This is a genomic window from Paenibacillus tuaregi, from assembly GCF_900086655.1.
GTDB lineage: Bacteria > Bacillota > Bacilli > Paenibacillales > Paenibacillaceae > Fontibacillus > Fontibacillus tuaregi.
This window is the reverse complement of sequence record NZ_LT575476.1, coordinates 3,748,048-3,768,175: the sequence shown is the minus strand read 5'-3', so window position 1 is coordinate 3,768,175 and position 20,128 is coordinate 3,748,048. Positions and strand designations below refer to the sequence as shown.

General features: G+C 51.7%; 18 protein-coding genes. 15 read left to right on the top strand and 3 right to left on the bottom strand.

Going from position 1 to position 20,128, the window contains the following annotated elements:
* Window positions 1-4: 4 nt before the first annotated feature.
* Window positions 5-1,225: a nucleoside recognition domain-containing protein gene (locus BN6628_RS16855; protein ID WP_068619448.1), complete on the bottom strand. Its 1,221-nt coding sequence runs from the start codon at window positions 1,223-1,225 to the stop codon at window positions 5-7.
* A gap of 168 nt (window positions 1,226-1,393) precedes the next feature.
* On the opposite strand from BN6628_RS16855, the gene BN6628_RS16850 reads away from it, so the two are divergent.
* Window positions 1,394-2,425 (top strand): SepM family pheromone-processing serine protease, encoded by a 1,032-nt coding sequence (locus tag BN6628_RS16850; RefSeq protein ID WP_068619446.1) that lies wholly within the window; start codon window positions 1,394-1,396, stop codon window positions 2,423-2,425.
* On the opposite strand, the gene BN6628_RS16845 is transcribed toward BN6628_RS16850, so the two are convergent.
* Entirely contained in the window at window positions 2,412-3,641 is a 1,230-nt protein-coding gene (locus tag BN6628_RS16845; protein WP_089153559.1) for a nucleotidyltransferase, read from the bottom strand. The genes BN6628_RS16850 and BN6628_RS16845 overlap by 14 nt on opposite strands.
* 242 nt (window positions 3,642-3,883) lie before the next feature.
* Between BN6628_RS16845 and BN6628_RS16840 the strand changes: the two genes are divergently transcribed.
* From BN6628_RS16840 to rnc, 10 genes are all read left to right on the top strand, one after another.
* Window positions 3,884-4,396 carry a YceD family protein gene (locus tag BN6628_RS16840; protein WP_068619442.1) on the top strand — a complete coding sequence of 171 codons (513 nt, stop codon included), beginning with the start codon at window positions 3,884-3,886 and terminating at the stop codon, window positions 4,394-4,396.
* A 144-nt stretch (window positions 4,397-4,540) separates the two neighbouring features.
* A complete protein-coding gene (gene rpmF, locus BN6628_RS25705; protein ID WP_082926944.1) occupies window positions 4,541-4,714 on the top strand; it encodes a 50S ribosomal protein L32 in 174 nt (57 codons plus the stop codon).
* A 219-nt stretch (window positions 4,715-4,933) separates the two neighbouring features.
* Window positions 4,934-5,530, top strand: coding sequence for a transcription factor FapR (gene fapR, locus BN6628_RS16835; protein ID WP_082926943.1), 597 nt, complete (start codon window positions 4,934-4,936; stop codon window positions 5,528-5,530).
* Complete coding sequence (gene plsX / locus BN6628_RS16830; RefSeq protein WP_068619440.1) at window positions 5,514-6,512, top strand: phosphate acyltransferase PlsX; 999 nt, start codon at window positions 5,514-5,516, stop codon at window positions 6,510-6,512. Before fapR ends, plsX begins: the two co-directional genes overlap by 17 nt.
* The gene (locus tag BN6628_RS16825) at window positions 6,513-7,502 is read left to right on the top strand and encodes a beta-ketoacyl-ACP synthase III (protein ID WP_068619438.1); all 990 of its coding nucleotides are present in this window, start codon (window positions 6,513-6,515) and stop codon (window positions 7,500-7,502) included.
* A 90-nt stretch (window positions 7,503-7,592) separates the two neighbouring features.
* A complete protein-coding gene (fabD, locus tag BN6628_RS16820; protein WP_068619436.1) occupies window positions 7,593-8,537 on the top strand; it encodes an ACP S-malonyltransferase in 945 nt (314 codons plus the stop codon).
* Between the two features lie 263 nt (window positions 8,538-8,800).
* The gene (gene fabG, locus BN6628_RS16815; protein WP_068619434.1) at window positions 8,801-9,550 is read left to right on the top strand and encodes a 3-oxoacyl-[acyl-carrier-protein] reductase; all 750 of its coding nucleotides are present in this window, start codon (window positions 8,801-8,803) and stop codon (window positions 9,548-9,550) included.
* 103 nt (window positions 9,551-9,653) lie between these two features.
* Complete coding sequence (gene acpP, locus BN6628_RS16810) at window positions 9,654-9,887, top strand: acyl carrier protein (protein ID WP_024630176.1); 234 nt, start codon at window positions 9,654-9,656, stop codon at window positions 9,885-9,887.
* A gap of 125 nt (window positions 9,888-10,012) precedes the next feature.
* Entirely contained in the window at window positions 10,013-11,251 is a 1,239-nt protein-coding gene (gene fabF, locus BN6628_RS16805) for a beta-ketoacyl-ACP synthase II (protein ID WP_082926942.1), read from the top strand.
* 12 nt (window positions 11,252-11,263) lie between these two features.
* Window positions 11,264-11,959, top strand: a complete 696-nt coding sequence (rnc, locus tag BN6628_RS16800) for a ribonuclease III (protein ID WP_068619429.1) — start codon at window positions 11,264-11,266, stop codon at window positions 11,957-11,959.
* Between the two features lie 248 nt (window positions 11,960-12,207).
* Here the strand turns inward: rnc and BN6628_RS25700 are convergent, their stop codons facing one another.
* A complete protein-coding gene (locus tag BN6628_RS25700) occupies window positions 12,208-12,354 on the bottom strand; it encodes a LacI family DNA-binding transcriptional regulator (protein ID WP_082926941.1) in 147 nt (48 codons plus the stop codon).
* A 219-nt stretch (window positions 12,355-12,573) separates the two neighbouring features.
* Between BN6628_RS25700 and BN6628_RS16795 the strand changes: the two genes are divergently transcribed.
* The 4 genes from BN6628_RS16795 (at window position 12,574) to trhA (ending at window position 20,112) form a co-directional block, all read left to right on the top strand.
* Window positions 12,574-13,353 carry an acetoin reductase gene (locus tag BN6628_RS16795; RefSeq protein ID WP_068619427.1) on the top strand — a complete coding sequence of 260 codons (780 nt, stop codon included), beginning with the start codon at window positions 12,574-12,576 and terminating at the stop codon, window positions 13,351-13,353.
* Between the two features lie 690 nt (window positions 13,354-14,043).
* Complete coding sequence (gene smc, locus BN6628_RS16790; RefSeq protein ID WP_068619425.1) at window positions 14,044-17,613, top strand: chromosome segregation protein SMC; 3,570 nt, start codon at window positions 14,044-14,046, stop codon at window positions 17,611-17,613.
* Window positions 17,614-18,447: 834 nt separating this feature from the next.
* The gene (ftsY, locus tag BN6628_RS16780) at window positions 18,448-19,449 is read left to right on the top strand and encodes a signal recognition particle-docking protein FtsY (protein ID WP_068619421.1); all 1,002 of its coding nucleotides are present in this window, start codon (window positions 18,448-18,450) and stop codon (window positions 19,447-19,449) included.
* A gap of 15 nt (window positions 19,450-19,464) precedes the next feature.
* Window positions 19,465-20,112, top strand: coding sequence for a PAQR family membrane homeostasis protein TrhA (gene trhA / locus BN6628_RS16775; RefSeq protein ID WP_068619420.1), 648 nt, complete (start codon window positions 19,465-19,467; stop codon window positions 20,110-20,112).
* The last annotated feature ends 16 nt before the right edge of the window (window positions 20,113-20,128 follow it).

Here is a 20,128-nt window from a genome sequence, read left to right as displayed (position 1 = left end):
CTGATTATCGGGCTGCCCGCCCGCGAAACCGCCAAATCAGAGTGAATACCAGAAGGCTTGCCGTGAACAGGGCCAGGATAACGATCTGCCATTTTACCATACTAAGAATATATGGCCATTCCAGAATGTTGTTCAAGCTGTCCGCCGAAGCTGCTGCAGGTGCAGCCTCTTTGTACACGGGTGCAGCACCGGGGAAAAGGCTGGAGAGAGGTTTCCAGCAAAGCAGGGTTAGACCGAAGGCATAGATGGCGTGCAGCATTCGGGTAAGCAGAAACAGGCCTGTGCCAATCCCCGCTGGACCCAGAACAGCTCTAACCTGCAAATAAGACGATAGACCGCTGAATCCCAGGATGGCTCCCAGCAGAGCGGCTTGGAGTGAAGGGGAAGAGAACTCTGCATTTGCGGCGGCATAACTGCCTAAGTGAACCTCTAGGATTCCCGCAAGCCCGAGCGGAGAACCAAGGCCTGGAATATAGAGCTGAATCATACGGGCAGCAACGGCAAAAATCAGCATATACCCGCCGATCATCATTAAGGTCTGAACGGAAGAAGCAACCGTATCGCCTAGGAGCTTGCCAAAACTGCGCCCGTCTGCCTGACGGGCTTCTTCAATACTTTGGAGAAGAGAGCGGGAATGGTGCCTATCCTGATCTGATGTAAGGGGCGGAGGATTCAACCGCTTTTTGTCCCGGCGTGATAGGATCACATGGAGAGTCATTCCGGCAGCCAGGCCTGTCACGGAATGAACAGCAGCCAGAAGCAGGCCGAGTGCCGGATTATGAAGGAACCCGGTGCCGATGACAACAATGATCAACATGGGACTGCAGAAATGAGCGGCCGAAGCCAGCATCCCGGCCTGTCTGGCACTTAATCGTCCCTGAGCGTACAGCTGGGCGGATGCCTCGGCAGCAGAGGGGAATCCGGCGATCAGACCGAGCGGAATGACCCATCCGGCCACGCCAGGCACACCAAACCCTTTGCGAAGCAAAGGGTCCAGCAGTGTACCCAGAACATGTACCAATCCATAAGCGACTAAGATTTGGGATATGACCAGGAAGGGAAGCAGCCCGGGAAATACGATTCTCCACCACAGGGTCAGACCCTGAAGTGAGGCGTCGAACGCGGCGCCGGGGGACTTGACGATACTGGCTGCGAGCAGAATGGCTCCACCGCCGAATAGAATAGTAACCCACAGCCGGCCTCTCGGCTGTTGTTGTCCGTTCATGAATGCTTCACCTCTTATATGAATAGATATAGAGCAGCCGTGTAGGGCTTGTCTGCGGTATTCACGGATGAAACTGAAAAGGCTAGTACAAATATAATTTATGCATGGAGAGCCTGGAACAGACCAGGCTTGTTCCATAAGGCACTATTTGAGGGAGAGGAATACACAGTGCAGCAGAGAAACTCGAGGATATTTAAGTCGTTACTCTATGTAATGTTGCTGGTGGTTATGGTGTATGTGGTTGTATTCATGCCTACTCCTTATATGGTGAATCAGCCGGGATCGGCTGAAGAAATCAAACCCATGATCCGGGTAGCGGGGGGCGATCCCGAAGAAAAAGGGACATTTATGATGACTACTGTATCGGTGACGTACGCCAACGTTGCGGCACTTATCGCGTCCCAATTCAACAGCCAGGCCCAAATCGTCCGCAAGACGCCCGAGCAGGGGGGCAAGGAATATGAAACCCAGCAGATTTATTATATGAGTGATTCCCAGTCCAGCGCGATGGCGGCCGCATATCACAAGGCGAAGGTTCCATTTAATATCGTATCCGAATATGTATTTGTCGTGTCCTTATCCAAATCTAATCCTCCGAAAGGGGATTTTGCCCCAGGAGATATTATCCGGAAAGTGGAGGGTCAGGCGCTGACCCGGTTCGAACAGCTTTCAGGAATCTTGAAGACAAAGAAGGCTGGGGACCGTGTATCCGTAGAGCTGGAGCGGGATGGGAAGACGCTGAGTCAGCAGGCGGAATTGATCCCGCTTAAGGACCCGGCAACTGGAGGGAATAGAGCGGGGTTTGGCCTGAACATCGGAGAGCTTAGAAAAGTGAAGTCCGTTGATCCGAAGCAGCAGGTCGAATTTGCGCACACCCAGGTGGGTGGTCCTTCAGCCGGTTTGATGTTCACGCTGGAAATTTACAACCAGCTTACCCCGGGAGATTTGAGCAAGGGGTACCGGATTGCGGGGACGGGAACCATGTCAACAGATGGGACGGTAGGCCCGATCGGCGGAGTGCAGTTCAAAATCGTGGCCGCCGACCGGGAGAAGGCCGAAATCTTCTTCGTACCAGAGGATAACTATAAGGATGCGAAGAAGAAAGCAGAGGAAATTGGCACCTCCATGAAGCTTGTTCCTGTGAAGACGGTGGACGATGCCTTGAATTATCTCAGCAAACTGAAGGCTAAAGCCGGATAGGCGGCTGACGGTAATCCCGGAAGATCTGGTCAGTAGCATGATCACTAAAGGCGCCCGCATAGACAGCGGAGGCGGCAAGATCCAGCTCCAGCTGGGGATGGGATAACGTGGACGGTCTCGTGAGGATGAGCAGCGAGGCCGTCTTTTTCATTTGTTTCAGGAGCTCACGTCCTTGTTCTGAGAATCCGAGTACCCGGAGGTAGCCGGGCCCCTCCGCAAGAGCTTCCCTGGTGAAAGCCGCTTTCTTATGCTGGAGCAGTACATGGACCAGCAGGCGCTGCAGCTTCGTATGGGTATATCTCTTGGTCTTGAGCGCCTCGAGCAGATGAGCGACGGTCGGTTGGTTCAAGGAAGGCAGCACCTTCTTAATCCGGTATTCAAGTCCTTCGGTCATTTCATGGATATGGGAGAGCGTTTCAGCCGGGCTGGTCAGAAGCTGATAAAAAAGCGGCCCGCGAAGCGATTCCCAGGTCACTGGCCCACGGCCCGCGGCGATCTCGCGGGCCAGGATGCCGGCGGCATAATCCGGCATGTAGGGACTTGCCTCTGGCAGTCCCCCGGCCAGAATCAGCCGCCGGATGGCGGTCGCGCTGGCGATGGACCCCTCGCCCGGCTGCGCATCATGGTATCCGGCGGCTTCGCGCCGGATCGTTAAGGGCTGGATCGCGCTGCCAAGCCGGCGCAGCGCGATCATATAGTGCAGCCCAAGCGAATTGTTGGGCTGCTTCAAGAGCTCGCGGGCGCCTTCGGCTGCGCCGCCCGCGAGAGTCCTCTCCGCCGCCGCAGCGTAGGCGGCGGGGTAGCTGGCGCCCGTGGCGAGCTCCTCCGCCACGGCCTGGCGCATGGGGCCGCTTTCCTCCGCAAGCGCCCCAGCGAGGGCCTGCAGCTTGTCAGTCCCGCCTTCCTCGCTGCCGAATACCAGGTGCGTGACCAGGCCGGTCGCGTTCAGCAGCGCAGCCGCCCCGTAGGCGAACCACTCCGCCGGCTGTACGGCGTAAGCTACGGGCAGCTCAATGACCAGGTCTGCCCCCATGGCCAGCGCCATTTCGGCCCGGGCCCACTTGGAGACGACAGCCGGTTCGCCCCGCTGCAGGAAATTGCCGCTCATGACGGCGATGGCCGCCTTAGCCCCGGTTTCCTGCTTCGCCCGGTTGAAATGATAGAGATGCCCGTTATGAAGCGGGTTATATTCTACGATTAAACCGACAATACTCAAAATCTGGGCCCCCCTTGGAGAAAAGGTAATAAGTATTAGAAATAATATCATGAACTGCATGTTTTACCGAATAAACATGGTATAATTTACAGACTTGTTCCGAATGGAGGGTTTATATTCCTGCCGGGGATGGGTAGAATGTCTGGAATTGCCGTATAATAAAAGGGGGAGTCAAGTTTATGATATTGACAAAACTCTCTTGAAATCGGTATAATAATTTTTGTTTGTTTGGAGTGATGGATATGCACTTTCAATTTCGTAAGATGGCGTCCACCGACGGCCCTGTGGAACTCCACGAGGCATTGGATGTCCGGCATGTTGCCAAGGACCGCAAGGATATTACCCGTATAAGCCCCCTTCAAGCCGATCTAAAGGCTGTTTATTTGGGCGATAATGAAGTGCATGTACAGGGCAATCTGTCCACGGAATTGGACATGACGTGCTCCCGCTGTCTGAAGCCTTTGAAGAAACAGATCGGTATCGGTTTTGAGGAACGGTTTAAGTATAGCGAGAATGCGGAAGATGTGCAGAACGAGGAAGACGATATCCGCTACATTGCAGAGGATGACGTTGATCTTGTTCCTTTCATAGAAGAAGATCTGCTGCTTAATCTTCCTTTTGCAGCCATCTGCAAGGATGATTGCAAGGGACTTTGCCCGACATGCGGAACCGATTTGAATGAACGCGAATGCGGCTGTGACAGAGAAGTGGTTGATCCGCGGCTTGCGGCACTCAAGGATTTCTTTAAACAGTAATGAAAGAGAACAGAGTTTAGCTTTTCTTGTGATATGGGGAGGATGAAGTTCATCTTAACTTTCACATATCTAACAAAGTCTGATACCTAACTGCTCTTGCAGCAAGGATATGGCAAGGTTGACTTGAATAAGGAGGTGGGAACCATGGCAGTACCTCAACGGAGAACGTCCAAAACACGTCGTGACAAACGTCGTACTCATTTCAAATTGGCTGTGCCGGGCATGGTAAAATGTGAACAATGCGGAGAATTGAAGCTTGCTCACCACGTATGCAAAGTATGCGGAACATACAAAGCAAGAGAAATTATCAAAGCATAGTCAAACAATCAAAGTAGTACCTACATCTTGGATGGGGTGCTATTTTTTTTGGAGAAAACAGGTGATCTGCAGAATTCCTCTTGCGGCAGAGGGATTATCTTTCTTTTTAAATGCGGATGATTTATACTGGAGCTTAGTACCTGGTTCTAAAGAGATCACCGGAATAATAGAATCTTACATTTACTATAGATCAAGCAGGGGGCGATTCTTATCGAACGTTTGCCCAAGCGGGCGAGGCAGCAGCAGCTCGTGAGAATGATTGAAGATAATCCGTTCATTACAGACCAGGAATTGACCCGGCAGCTGAAAGTCAGCATCCAGACCATCCGTTTGGACCGTCTTGAGCTTGGGATTCCCGAGCTTCGTGAACGGATGAAGCTGATGGCTGAGCGAAGCTATGACCAGGTGCGGTCTCTGCCGCTGCATGAAATTATCGGGGATATCGTAGATTTGCAGCTCGACAAGAGCGGAATATCCATTTTTGAAATACGTGAAGAGCATGTGTTCTCCAGAACCGGAATCGCCCGGGGGCACCATGTGTTCGCCCAAGCTAACTCCCTTGCTGTAGCCGTGATTAACGACGAGATCGCTCTGACCTCATCCGCGGATATCCGGTTTGTCAGACAGGTTCATCTCGGGGAGAAATGCATTGCCAAGGCCTATGTCCGTTCCGAGCCGGGCAATAAAGGAAAAGCCAAGGTGGAGGTATTCACCTATGTGGGTGAAGAAATGGTCTTCCAGGGCAACTTCGTCATTTACCGTTCCGGGAAAGAGGAACACAGCGAAGGGGGAACTAAGCATGTTGATAGCTATTGATGCCATGGGGGGTGACCATGCGCCCGAATGTAACGTGCAGGGGGCGCTGGCCGCAGCCAAAGAATGGAGCGATATTCAGATTGTCCTGGTTGGCGATCAAGAGCGGATTGAGAGCCTGCTTACAGAACGTCCGGCCAACCTGAGCATCCGCCATACCTCGGAAGTGATTGGCGGGGAGGACGAACCGGTAAAGGCAGTCCGCCGCAAGAAGGATTCGTCCATGGTCGTTGCGGGACGGATGGTTCGCGAGGGCGAGGCGGACGCCATGATTTCGGCGGGGAACACCGGGGCTTTAATGACTACGGGGCTGCTTGTGGTTGGACGGATGGAAGGCATTGAACGTCCGGCTCTTGCGCCAATGATTCCTACAGTTGACGGTAGAGGTGTACTGGCGTTGGACTTGGGAGCCAATATGGACGCGAAGCCGGAGCACTTGGCCCAGTATGCGCTAATGGGCAGTGTATACCGGCAGCAGGTTCATGGAATAGACAAGCCCAGAGTGGGACTTCTTAACGTAGGCACAGAGGCAATTAAGGGGAACGAGCTTACGAAGGCCGCCTACCCGCTTTTGCAGGAGCTTCCGATTAACTTCGTTGGCAATGTGGAAGCGCATGGCGTGCTGGCTGGGGCTTGTGATGTCCTGGTCTGTGACGGCTTTGCGGGCAATATTCTGCTTAAATCGCTGGAAGGGACTGCCGGAGCGCTGTTCTCCATTCTTAAGGAGAAATTTACAAGCTCTTTGAAGAACAAGCTGGCGGCTGCTGTGTTGATGCCTCAGCTGCGCAGCCTCAAAAGCATGATGGATTATAAAGAGCACGGCGGCGCGCCGCTCCTCGGATTGAGCGGGCTCGTGGTGAAGGGGCACGGCTCCTCCGATGCGGATGCGATCAAGAATGCGTTCCGCCAGGCGCGGATAGCTCTGCGCAGCCAATTGACACAGACAATTTCCAAAGAATTCAGCAGCAGGGAGAGAGTGGATTAAGTGAATAAATTTCGTCCGGTAGGGATTATTGGTACGGGGAAATATGTGCCTGAGAAAGTATTAACCAATGCGGATATGGAGAAAATCGTGGAAACGAACGATGAATGGATCGTATCGCGCACCGGGATCCGTGAGCGTCATATTGCCGCACCGGAGCAGGCTACCTCGGATTTGGCTTATGAGGCGTCCATCAAGGCGCTGAAGTCGGCTGGACTAGCCCCGGAAGATTTGGACCTCATCATTGTGGCTACGGTAACGCCAGACATGACGTTCCCTTCCACGGCCTGCCTCCTGCAGGAGCGGCTCGGCGCCAAGCAGGCTGCCGCCTTTGATTTGTCGGCCGCCTGCTCGGGATTCGTATACAGCTTAGCCACAGCCACGAACTTTATTAAGACAGGCATGTACAATAATGCGCTCGTAATTGGTGCCGACACCTTGTCACGCATTACGGACTACACGGACCGCAACACCTGTGTGCTGTTTGGAGATGGGGCGGGTGCTGTAGTCTTGGGTGAAGTGCCAGAAGGAAGGGGCTTCCTTTCGTTTGATCTGGGGGCGGAAGGAGCCGGGGGTTCCCAGCTGAAGCTGGAAGCCGGAGGCTCCAGACTGCCCGCTTCCGCGGATACCGTTGGTTCCGGCAAACATTTCATTTATATGAACGGGCGCGAGGTGTTCAAATTTGCGGTGCGGGTGATGGGCACAGCTACAGAGGAAGTGCTTCGCAAGGCGGGGATTTCCAAAGAAGAGGTTGATTTATTCGTGCCCCACCAAGCTAATATCCGTATTATCCATTCCGCTATGGAGCGTCTTGGATTACCGGAAGAGAAGTGTGTGATCAACGTGGATAAGTACGCGAACACTTCCGCCGCATCCATTCCTCTGGCTCTGGTAGAAGCTGCGGAAGAGGGACGCATGAAGGAAGGGGACACCCTCCTGCTGGTCGGTTTTGGAGGAGGCCTCACCTGGGGAGCCTCCGTACTTGTTTGGTAATTTTCATATCTAATTTAGGAGTTCTCTCGTTGGCGGGGGCTAGTCGCTCCGCCTGAAGAGGACTAGACATAAGGAGAGCTGGCAATCGTTATGGGGAAGTTAGCATTTGTATTCCCGGGACAGGGTTCCCAAGCTGTGGGGATGGGCAAAGATATTTATGAAGCTCTGCCGGAGGCGGCAGCATTATTCGGTAAGGCCGACGAAGTCTTGGATTTCAAGCTGAGTGACCTGATCTTTAACGGTCCGGAAGCTGAACTCAAGATGACGGCGAATACACAGCCGGCCCTGCTGACTACAAGCTACGCGCTGTACAGCGCTTTTGCCTCACATGGCATAACGCCGGATTTCTTCGCTGGGCACAGCTTGGGTGAATATACAGCCTTGGCAGCCGCAGGGGTCCTCTCGTTCGAGGATGCTGTAGCCACTGTCCGGTCCAGAGGTTTGTTCATGGAGCAGGCTGTTCCGGGAGGACAGGGAGCTATGGCAGCGGTGCTTGGAGCGGAGCGTGGAGCGCTTGCGGCATTATGCCAAGACATCACTTCCGGCGGACATCTGGTTGAGCTGGCGAATATTAATTGTCCAGGTCAAATTGTTGTATCGGGAACCCAGCAGGGAGTTGCTGCGGTCGTGGAGAGGGTAAAAGAAGCCGGAGGCAAGCGGGCGATTCCGCTCGAAGTGAGCGGACCTTTCCACTCCTCACTCATGAAGGCCGCTGCTGAGCGTCTCGAGGAGAAGCTGACTGCGGTCCGCTTCGAGGATGCGAAGGCTCCAGTTGTAGCAAACGTAACGGCGCAGCCGGTTCAGAAGGCAGCGGATATTCCGGCCCTTCTAACTCAGCAGGTCTATTCACCGGTTCAGTGGGAAGACAGCGTGCGCTGGCTGATTGAACAAGGTGTCGATATGTTTGTTGAGATCGGCCCGGGCAGTGTCCTTGCCGGGCTTATCAAAAAAATTGACAAAAGTGTGCGTGTTCTGAATATCAGCACACGGGAGCATGTGGAGCAGGTGGCCGGGACGCTGAAAGAAGATCTGTAAGGGGTGTCTAAGCGGCGTCTAAAAGGCGTCTAAAAGGCGTCTAAAAAGTGCCCATAAGCCTTCGGATCTCTTTCAGCCAGGCCTGCGTAAGCAAAAGCTGGGCAGCGGCTGCTTGGCACCGTTGTCTTCAGTCTTTCGCTGCAGCTGTGCTTTAGATCTGCCTTCAATAAAAGCAGCTCTTGAAAGCGCGATGCCCTTTAGGTGAATTGGCTTAAGCTAAGGGGAGTAAAAGGAGTAAATGCTTGGGAAAGGAGGCACATTCCATGACAAAACCACTTGCGGGTCAGACGGCGCTTGTCACCGGAGCTTCACGTGGGATCGGTAGAAGCATTGCGCTTGCCCTGGCTGAAGCAGGGGCTAATGTGGCCGTAAATTATGCCGGTAACGGGGAAGCTGCGGCAGCGGTTGTCCGTGAGATTGAAGCCTTTGGCGTAAGCGCGCTGGCTATTCAGGCCCATGTAGGTGACAGCGGCCAGTTTGATGCCATGGTGAAGCAGGTGCTTGACGCCTGGGGCCGAATTGACATCCTCGTAAATAATGCAGGAATCACTAGAGATAATCTGATTATGCGTATGAAGGAAGAAGAGTTCGATGCGGTGATCGAAACCAATCTTAAAGGCGTGTTTAATGGAATCAAATCCGTAACGCGTCCGATGATGAAGCAGCGTTTCGGCCGGATTATCAACATTTCATCTGTTGTCGGGGTTCTGGGCAACGCCGGTCAGGCTAACTATGTTGCCGCCAAAGCAGGTGTGATTGGACTGACCAAAACATCCGCCCGTGAGCTTGCATCCCGGAATATTACGGTGAACTGCGTGGCTCCCGGATTTATTGACACGGATATGACGGGAGAGCTTCCCGAAGAAGTCCGCGCTAAAATCCTGGGCGACGTCCCGCTGGCCCGTCTAGGCAAGCCAGAGGAAATTGCGAGTGTTGTTCTGTTCCTGACCTCGGAAGGGGCTTCGTACATGACCGGCCAGACACTTCATGTGGACGGCGGAATGTACATGTAGCCGGCTTGGCTTGGGGACAATAAAGGCAATGAGGGTTTTTAAAAGCGCCTCTATGGCATTTTAACTTTAATTCTCGTATAATACCAAAGAGGAGGTGAACCGGATGTCCGATGTATTGGAGCGTGTAAAACGCATTGTAGTTGATCGTTTGGGTGCTGATGAAGCTGAAGTAACACTTGAAGCTTCTTTCAAAGAGGACCTTGGTGCTGATTCCCTCGATGTAGTGGAATTGGTTATGGAATTGGAAGATGAATTCGATCTTGAAATTTCAGATGAAGATGCAGAGAAGATTACGACCGTAGGTGAAGTTGTAAATTACATACAATCTCATACCTAAGTCATTTAAAGTCCCGTACCTTGTTTAATGCAGGCGGGACTTCTCCTCATCTTGCAGAAGTTTCTGTTCGGAGAGTTCATTAACATTTAAATAGTACACATGAAGTCTATACGAGGTGAATGTGTTTGAAACATAGAGTAGTTGTGACAGGAATGGGAGTCATCACTTCCCTTGGGAAGGATTTGGACACGTTCTGGGATAGTCTTATGAACGGCAAATCCGGGGTATCCCGGATTGATTCGTTTGATGTTAGCGACTATACCACCCAAATCGCCGCATCGGTGAAGGATTTCAACCCAGAGGATTATTTTGACCGTAAGGAAGCAAGAAAGATGGACCGTTTCGTTCAATTTGCGGTCGCTGCGGGCTCTCAGGCCCTGAAGGACAGCGGGATTGAGATTGGCAATAACACAGATGCAGAGCGTATCGGCGTGTCCATCGGTTCAGGTATCGGAGGACTTGGTACCTGGGAGGATCAACACAATGTCCTGCTCGAAAAAGGACCCAAACGCGTAAGCCCTTTCTTTATTCCGATGATGATCGCCAATATGGGCTCAGGCCAAATGTCGATCATGTTCGGAGCTAAAGGACCGAATACCACACAGGTAACTGCTTGCGCCACCGGAACTCACTCCATTGGCGATTCCTTTCGCATGATTCAGCGCGGTGATGCTGACGTAATGATCTGTGGGGGAGCTGAAGCCACCATCCGCCCTACGGGAATGGCAGGCTTCTGTGCAATGAGAGCGATGTCCACACGTAATGATGAGCCTGAGAAGGCAAGCCGGCCGTTTGACACGGGCCGTGATGGCTTCGTCATGGGTGAAGGTGCTGGAGTACTAATTCTGGAATCCCTTGAGCATGCCCAAAAGCGTGGAGCCAAAATCTATGCAGAAGTGGTTGGGTACGGACTTAGTGCGGATGCCCATCATATGACTGAGCCGGATCCGGACGGTGCGGCACGCTGCATGCGTATGGCGATCCGTGATGCCGGACTTAATCCGGAAGATATTGATTACATTAATGCCCACGGGACTTCAACTCCGGTAGGCGACCGTTCCGAGACTTTGGCCGTCAAGAAGGCGCTGGGCGATCATGCCTACAAAGTGGCGATCAGTTCAACCAAATCCATGACCGGACATTTACTGGGTGCTGCAGGCGGGGTAGAGGCTGTGATCTGTGGTTTGTCACTGCAGAACGGTGTTATTGCTCCTACGATCAACCTGGAGGACCAGGACCCGGAATGTGATTTGGATTATGTGCCGAATCAAGCGAGAAAAGCGGATTTAAATATTGCTATGTCCAACTCCTTTGGGTTTGGTGGCCACAATGCCACTATCGTCCTGAAGAAATTCGATGCATAAGGAGTCAGTCTGTTGAGTGGAGATCTGAAGCAGTTACAACAAAAACTTCAAATTCAATTCCAGAACCGACAATTGTTGAAACAGGCATTTACCCACGCTTCCTATGTAAACGAACACCGGTTCAGCCAGCATGAAGACAATGAGCGCCTGGAATTTCTGGGGGACGCTGTGCTTGAACTGACGGTGTCGGAATATTTGTACCGTTTGTTTCCGAACCGGCCGGAAGGGGAGCTTACAAAGCAGCGTGCCGCTATTGTTTGTGAACCGTCTCTGGTTAAATTTGCTGAAGCGCTGGATTTCGGGAATTATGTGCTGCTCGGCAAGGGGGAGGAGCTGACAGGCGGACGTACACGTCCTGCGTTGCTTGCGGATGTATTCGAATCTTTTGTCGGCGCGTTGTATTTGGATCAGGGACTCGGGGCAGTCACTTCCTTCCTGGACAAGCATGTATTCACTCAGGTGGTCTTAAACGGGAAGCTTCAGGTAACGGATTACAAGACGGAGCTTCAGGAGTTGACCCAGCACCATAATCTCGGGACATTGGAGTACCGGATTATCGAAGAGCGGGGGCCTGCGCATGAGCGGGAATTTGTCTCTGAGGTATTTATGGATGGGAACAGCCTCGGCCAAGGGAGCGGACGCTCCAAGAAAGAGGCGGAGCAGCAGGCTGCGGCCGTTGCACTGGAGCGTTTAAGAGTACAGGAGTAGGCGGTCCGGATGGTGGGGCAGACAAGCCCTGTGGAGTTACTAAGGCAGATCAGAATGTAATTCTGGTCTGTCTTTTTTATGTCAGATGTATGAAGGTTTTGGCGAATGGAGTGAGCTGTGGCTGTCAAATTTATTGCCCGTTATTGTATTTCATCGGATTATCCACCGGGGCGTCTTCCAATGTCCATGAGGATCAGCGAACGCTTCCTAACTGCTTTTCGTATTGCGGATCGGCTTCATGTTCACGGCTATGTCATCAAAGTGTCGATGAAGTCCGCGTACGTGTTTTTGCTGATACCCTCGCCATTGTTAAGCACACGAGAGACGGTTGCATTTCGGACTCCAGTTTGCTTCGCTGCATCTTGAATGGTCGTTTTTCTAATTTTGTCATACAATGTTTATCCCTCCATAACGGAAACGATTTCTTTCACTGTCAGATTACGAAAACGTTTCCTATTGTGTTCAATAAAAAGGTCATCTTCCAATATGAACGACATATAAAAACTTGACAAAGTAAGGGAAAAGTGGAATGATTATTTTCGGAAACGTTTCCTATTGTTCCAAAAAAACGAGATATGTCTATTCTAAATTAAATATATTCGGAGGAAAGTATAATGAGCAAACAAAAAGTAGCAGTAATTACCGGGTCAGGTCAAGGAATTGGTAAAGGATTGGCAGAGCGCTTAGCGAACGATGGATTTGCAATTGTACTTAGTGATATTAATGAGGCTACACTGAGCGAAACCGTTAAAGAATTTGAAGAAAAAGGTGTTAACGTAACATCAATGGTTGGAAATGTTGCAAAGCTGGAGGATCAAGTAGCTCTAGTTCAAAAAGCGGTTGACACGTTTGGCAGTGTAGATGTATTCATTAACAATGCAGGCATTGAAGGACAAATAGCTCCTCTTACAGAAGCTGATCCAAGAGCTGTTGATCGTGTATTTGATATCAATGTTAAAGGTGTAATCTACGGTATTCAAGCAGCTGCAAATCAAATGAAGAAGCAAGGAACTGGCGGTAAAATTATTAATGCTTGCAGCATCGCTGGACAAGAGGGATTCGCATTGTTAGGTCCATACTCTGCAACTAAGTTTGCGGTTAAGGGCTTGACACAAGTTGCTGCAAAAGAACTTGCGAGAGACAAGATAACTGTTAATTCCTATTGCCCAGGCATTGTAGGAACTGCTATGTGGGAACGTCTCGATGAGGGAATGATGAAATACTTGGGTACTAAAAAAGGTGAGGCACTTGCAAAATATTCGGAAGGCATTGCACTTGGCCGTACTCAAACTCCCGAGGATGTTGCTAACTTGGTTTCATTCTTGGCGTCGTCTCAATCTGATTACATTACTGGTCAAAATATTCTGAGTGACGGTGGTATGGTGTTTAATTAAGCCGCATCCACCACGAAATAAAAATGTGATTATTGGGTCATTCCACTGTATTATGGAACCGGGAACACTGCTGGCGCAAATTATACAATACGTCTGAATAAAAACAACTATAAGCGTTACAAGAATAAGGTAACGTACCGGTTGACCTTTAACGAAATCAATAGGATGCCCATCAGCCCTTTTACGGGTGGAGGTATAGAGCTCATTGGTTACAAAATTATACCAGATTAGTCCCAGTGTAAAATTGGCTGTATTCTTGCCCAGATGGAAAGTTATGTGCATACATGCGAACCCTCATTAAGGTGAACACCCCGGTAACGGCAAAACACACGCAGAATATCTTGAACTAATGGAAGCGGTGCTGAAAATCAGCACCGCTTATTTTGTATATAAACATGTTGTTTAGTTTCTTCTTAACCTCCAGATCTCCAAAGCTGCGAATTACCACGTTCGCTAAAATGTTCATTGTAATCCATCACATCAAGGTAGAAGGTAGACAAATTTTCTCTGCTGCATCCATGTTCGCATCATCTCGATTCTCTGCTATCAAGTTCATGATCAGATGCCGGTTATTCTGGAGGAGCCTGGTGTGGATGTCTGGTTGGATTAGGGTTGTCTGCAGCGAATTTTGTCTAGTCACACTGGGGCTTCAGTTATGTTACAATAGGCGTTAGAGGTGATAGGGTACGTATGTTTTTGAAAAGAATTGAACTATCCGGATTCAAGTCGTTTGCGGATCGTACTGAAATGGAATTTGTGCGTGGAATTACGGCGGTGGTCGGTCCTAATGGAAGTGGAAAAAGTAATATTTCCGACGGAATCCGTTGGGTGCTCGGGGAGCAAAGTGCGAAATCGCTTCGCGGCGGCAAGATGGAGGATATTATTTTTGCGGGTAGTGATGCCAGAAAGGCCGTTGGTTATGGTGAGGTCTCACTTACGCTGGACAATACGGACCAGGCGCTTCCCCTTGATTTCAATGAAGTGACGGTTACGCGCCGTGTTCACCGTAGTGGGGACAGTGAGTACCTGATTAACAAGCAATCCTGCCGACTTAAAGATATCACTGAATTGTTTATGGATACAGGGATCGGAAAGGAAGCTTACTCTATTATCGGACAAGGTCGTATTGAGGAGATCCTGAGTACAAGATCGGAAGACCGCAGAGGTATTTTTGAAGAGGCCTCCGGAATTGTGAAATATAAATCCCGTAAGAAAGACGCCCGTAAGAAGCTGGATGAAACCGAGACGAATCTGCTGAGGATTCACGATCTTGTCAGTGAACTTGAGGACCAGATGGGCCCGCTTAAGGAACAATCCGAGAAGGCCCTGCATTACAAAGAACTGCGTGAGCAGCTTAAGCATAAGGAAATTTCAATGTATGTGTACCAAATTGAACAGATTCATACTTCCTGGAGTGAGGCCAATGAGAAGCTGGCCAAGCTGCGGGAGGAGCAGCTTACCCTCTCCACCGTTGTTTCTGCCCATGACGCTACTCTGGAGAAGGAACGCTCAGAGCTTAGAGTGCTTGAAGAAGAGATTGAGTCTTTGACCCAGCAGCTTCTGGAGTACAGTGAGAATTATGAGAAGAACGAGGGCTTCGGCGGCCTGCTGAAGGAACGTGCAAAGAATCTGATGCAGAACCGCCAGCAGTTGCTTGATTCCATTGCCGCGAACGAGGAGCGCTATAATCAGCGTGCGGCCGAGCTAAAGACAATGAAAGAGAAGTACGAGGAGTCGGACAGGCTTCTGACAGAGCTGCGGGCGCTGCTCTCGGCGGAAGAAGCCAAGCTGCTCGGGGTTACCGGCGGAATCAGTCAGGCTCAGGAGGAAGCGCTTAAGGGCGATTTGCTTGAAATTATGAATCAGATTGCCCAGGCGCGCAATGAAATCCGGTATGCGGAGCAGCAGAAGGAAGGCGTTGCCCGGAGGATGGAGCGGGCTGAAACCGAGGGCTCCAAATGGCGTGATGAGCAGCAGAAGCTTGCTGAGCGCAAGGCGGAGCTGAACAGCCGTCTGGAGAAGATGGCTAAAGAGATAGCGGAAGTCCGTAAAAGCTACATAACGGAGAGCGAGCGTCTGCACTCGCTTCAGAAGCTGACGGAAGAGAGCCGGGACGGTCTGCGCAAATGGGAGCAGAAACGCGAAGCGCTCGTCTCCCGCCGGGATACGATGAAGGAGATGCAGGATGATTTTGACGGCTTTGCGCTTGGCGTCAAAGAAGTGCTGAAGGCTTCCCGCAAAGGTGCACTAGGCGGAATTCATGGTGCAGTGGCTGAGCTGATCCGGGTGCCGGAGAAGCTGGAGATTGCAGTAGAGACCGCTCTTGGCGCGGCGATGCAGCACATTGTCATGGAGAATGAGGCGGTATCCAGACAGGCGATTGCTTTCCTGAAGCAGCGCCAACTAGGGCGCGCAACGTTCCTGCCGCTCGATGTTATCCGCCCGCGCCAAATCTCCGCTTCGGATAAGCGGACGATGGAGGATGCCGAAGGCTTCATCGGAGTCGGGGCAGAGTTGGTTGGCTGTGAGCCCAAGTATGAAGGGATCATCGGAAGCCTGCTCGGCAATGTAGTGTTCGCGGATACGCTTGAGCATGCGAACCGGATGGCGGCCAAAAGCCAGTACCGGTTCAGAGTAGTTACTCTGGAGGGCGACGTTGTAAACGCCGGGGGCTCCATGACCGGAGGAAGCCAGCACCGGAAGAACAGCAATCTGCTGGGACGCAGCCGCCAGCTGGAGCAGCTGGACCAGGATATCCGCCAAAGCGAGAGCATGATCCAGAAGCTGCGCAGCAGCATGGAGGAAGTCCGCGGGCAGATTGCCCAGCTCGAGTCGGAGTTGGAGCGAATGCGGGAATCCGGGGACCGGATGCGCAGCGAGGAGCAGAGTGTGGCAAGCGACCTGAAGCAGGTCGATCATGAATACAAACATGTGACTGAGCAGTTTGAGCTGTATGGCCAGGAAAAGGGCCATTATGTGAAGGAAATGGAGGAGCTCGATAAGAGCCGGATCGAAGCTGAACAGAAATTGAAAGAGCTGACGGCCGAGCAGCAGTCGAAGCATGATTCCATTCAGGCAGCTGAATTTGCCCGCAAAGCGAATGAATCCGCTAAGGAAGAGCTTCAGGCCCAGTTAACCGGACTTAAAGTACGTGAAGGGAAGCTGGATCAGGAATGCCTCTCCCTGCGGGAGCAGCTTAGCAGGCAGCAGGAGGAATTTAACGCCCAGGAGAAAGAGCTTGAGCAGAACAAACGGATATTAGCTTCAATTGAAGCTGATCTCAAGGAGAACGAGAATCAAAGTGTCCGGCAGATTGAAGATTTAAATGAGTACAAGCTGAAGAAGACCCGAACAAGCGAACGTCTTGATCTTCAGCGGGCGGCGAGAGCTTCTCTAATGAAGAAGCTCGAGGAAGGCGAGAGTGAGACGAAGGATCAGCGGGCTGCGCTAAAATCGGTGGACGAGCAGCTCTTGCAAACCGAGATTCAGGCGAACCGCCTTGATGTGGAGCTCGAGAACATTCTGAAGAAGCTCAGCGAGGATTACGAGCTGACCTACGAAAGAGCGAAGCAGCGTTACACAGTGCCGGAGGATGTGGCTCAGACCCAAGGCGAGGTCAGAGAGCTCAAACGCAGCATCTCCGCTCTCGGTGAAGTGAACCTGGGCGCAATCGAAGAATTCCAGCGTGTCTCCGAGCGTTACGAGTTCCTCAGCGAGCAGAAGAATGATCTCGTTGAAGCCAAAACTACACTGTATCAGGTTATCCGTGAGATGGACGATGAAATGTCCAAGCGCTTTAAAATAACCTTTGACGCCATTCGCCGGGAGTTCGGCACAGTATTCACCAAGCTCTTCGGCGGCGGAAGTGCGGATCTGATTTTGCTTGATCCGTCAAATCTCTTGGAGACAGGGATCGACATTGTGGCTCAGCCTCCTGGCAAAAAGCTTCAGAACCTGCAGCTGCTATCGGGTGGTGAGCGTGCGCTTACGGCAATGGCTCTCCTCTTTGCGATTCTTCAGGTGAAGCCAGTGCCGTTCTGCGTCCTTGACGAAGTGGAAGCAGCTCTGGATGAAGCCAACGTTATCCGGTTTGCCCAGTACCTCCGGGAATTCTCGGAGCAGACCCAGTTCATCGTGGTCACCCACCGCAAAGGAACCATGGAGGAGGCCGATGTCCTGTACGGCGTTACGATGGAGGAAGGCGGCGTATCCAAGCTGGTCTCCGTGCGGCTTGAGGACGATGAGGCTGAAATTGCGTAGCCGATAGGCGGCATGCGATAATAGAGGCAGACGTTTGAAGTCTGCCGATGATGTGAAAGTGCAGTACGATAAAGTGAAGGCTACGATGTACGTAAAAGCACAGTCCGAGAAAGTTTGGGCTTCCGATCGCTGTTATCTTCGGATTTCTTGATTGAACTCACCCCTTGCGGGTGAAATCCGAAGATAAAGGCGAACGCTGGCGCTTCTACAGCTCCAAACTTTCTCTCCCTGCTTTTGTCCTCCCCATCCTTCAATTAAAGGTGGGGAGTAGTAGAGAAAGAGCGGTTCCTCCGGGTAACCGCTCTTATCTGCAGAGCAACTTTAACAAACATTTTGTGTTTGTTAAAGTTTGCAGAACTAAAGCCCATACTGTAGAGATAGTCATCCATATTGTCATGAGATGTGTTAGGGACAGAGGGCATTGGAACATAGTTACTCAAATACACAAGAAAGCGCCCATCGTAGAACGCATCCTGCACGGACAGCGGGGGCATGCACTCTGCCTCATTGATGGCTCCAAGCAGGAGTGCCTAAAGTGAAGCGGGTCCCGAAGGGACGACAAGCGAGGAAATGCACACAGTCGTCCGGGAGCACCAACCGCTAATCATACCCCCAACCTTTCGGGTGTCCAGAGGGCAAGCCCTCTGGGGCCCTCCCTAGTAGGGAGGGTTTGGGAGGGTAGCAGCCAAGCGAGGAACGCACAAAGTTGCCCAGGAGTACCAACTGATAATCACACCACCAAACTTTCGGGTGTCCAGAGGGCAAGCCCTCGGGGCCCTCCCTGTTAGGGAGGGTTTGGGAGGGTAAACACTACTTTAAAGGAGAATTCCATCTGTGAGTTTTTTTAAGAAGCTTAAAGAGAGCATTGCAGCAAAAACCGAATCGGTCACCAAACAGTTTAAAGAAGGTTTGGAGAAAAGCCGGAAGGGCTTCGTGGAGAAGGTTGCCGAGCTTGTAACCCGGCGCAAGAAGATTGATGAGGAATTTTTCGAAGAGCTGGAAGAGATTTTGATTGGAGCCGACGTGGGGGTTAATACGGTTCTCCAACTGATTGATGATCTGCGCGTGGAAGTGAAGAAACGCAAGATCGAAGACGCGGCTGAGCTTCAGCCCGTGCTGTCCGAGAAGATCCAGGAGCTTCTCCGCGGGGATGAGGACAACAGCATTCGGATGAATCCGGATGGGATAACGGTCATTCTGTTTGTAGGCGTAAACGGTGTAGGCAAAACCACAACGATCGGCAAGCTTGCTCACCACTACAAGCAGGAAGGCAAGAAGGTGCTGATGGCGGCAGGAGACACATTCCGTGCCGGTGCCATCGAGCAGCTGGAGGTCTGGGGACAGCGGGTTGGTGTTGAGGTGATCAAGCAGCAGGCTGGTTCAGACCCGGCGGCCGTCATGTATGATGCTGTGCAGGCCGCCAAGCAGCGCGGTGCAGATATCCTGCTCTGCGATACGGCGGGGCGCCTTCAGAACAAGTCCAACCTGATGGAAGAGCTCAATAAAATCTACCGTGTGATCCAGCGTGAAATTCCAGATGCGCCGCACGAGGTGCTGATGGTGCTTGACGCCACCACGGGCCAGAACGCGCTCAGTCAAGCGAAACTGTTTGGTGAGAAAAGCGGGGTTACAGGCCTGGTGCTGACCAAGCTTGACGGTACAGCTAAGGGTGGGATTGTCGTGGCGATCCGCCAGGAGCTCAGTCTTCCTGTCAAACTGGTTGGACTCGGAGAGAAGATGGAAGATCTTCAGAAATTTGATTCCGAGCAGTTTGTGCACGGATTATTTTCAGGCATCCTGAAAGAGGAAGCAGACGAGTCGGAAGCCCAGTCCTAAAAAGGAGGGATGAACATGGCTAACACCCATACTTACCCGCGAAGAGAAGAAATCGCCAATGCGGTTACCCATGGCATCGGTGCGCTGCTCAGCGCGGCGGCGCTCGTGCTCTTAATTGTGTTTTCCAGCACAAAGGGAACGGTATGGCACGTGGTCAGCTTTACCGTCTATGGCATCAGCATGCTGATGCTTTATTGCAGCTCGACGCTTGTACACAGCTTTAAGGAAGGCAAGCTGAAGGATCTGTTTGAGTTTTTTGACCATTCCTCCATCTATCTTTACATCGCGGGAACCTATACGCCGTTTCTGCTGGTGGCGATCCGGGGGACGCTGGGCTGGAGTCTCTTTGGGGTTGTATGGGGGATTGCTTTGCTTGGGGTGGTATTCAAAGCCTATTTCGTCAAAAGGTTTTTGTTCCTCTCCACCCTTTTTTACCTCCTAATGGGCTGGTTAATTGTCATCGCCTGGCAGCCTCTGACGGCGGCGGTACCAGCTGCCGGCATGGAATTGCTTGTGATCGGTGGTCTCATGTACACGCTGGGAACTATTTTTTATGTGTGGAGGGCATTTCCGTATCACCATGCCATCTGGCATTTGTTCGTACTCGCGGGAAGCGTGCTTCATTTTTTTGCAATTTTTCTCTATCTGCTTCCGGTACATTAGGACCGGCAAAGTGGAT